This is a genomic window from Gordonia sp. ABSL11-1 (assembly GCF_030315685.1).
In the GTDB taxonomy this organism is placed as follows: Bacteria; Actinomycetota; Actinomycetes; order Mycobacteriales; family Mycobacteriaceae; genus Gordonia.
The window spans coordinates 1-279 of the sequence record NZ_JASXSI010000117.1 but is presented as its reverse complement, the minus strand read 5'-3'; the positions used below and the strand labels follow the sequence as shown (position 1 = coordinate 279).

The following is a 279-nucleotide window of genomic DNA, read 5'->3' as shown; positions in this document are numbered from 1 at the left end:
GATCGACCATCACGCCGCGGTGCTGACCAGTGCGCTCGAACGGTTGCGTGTGGCGAAGGATCACGGGCGTAGTACCCGAGAGTTGTTGATTGTCATGGGGTTCGCGCCCGCCGTCGCCCAACGACTCATCCGCATCGCCGGATCACTCGCCACTCTGCCCACGGTGGCCGCCCATGCGGCTGATGGGGTGATCTCCGGTGAGCATGCCGACGCCATCGTCCGCGGCGTCGAGCACATCGGGAAGAGATCACCGGAACCGATCGACGACGCCCAACGTCT

General features: G+C 65.2%; 1 pseudogene. It reads left to right on the top strand.

Going from position 1 to position 279, the window contains the following annotated elements:
- A pseudogene (locus QSJ19_RS26690) lies at positions 1-279 on the top strand (HNH endonuclease); the annotation flags it as partial.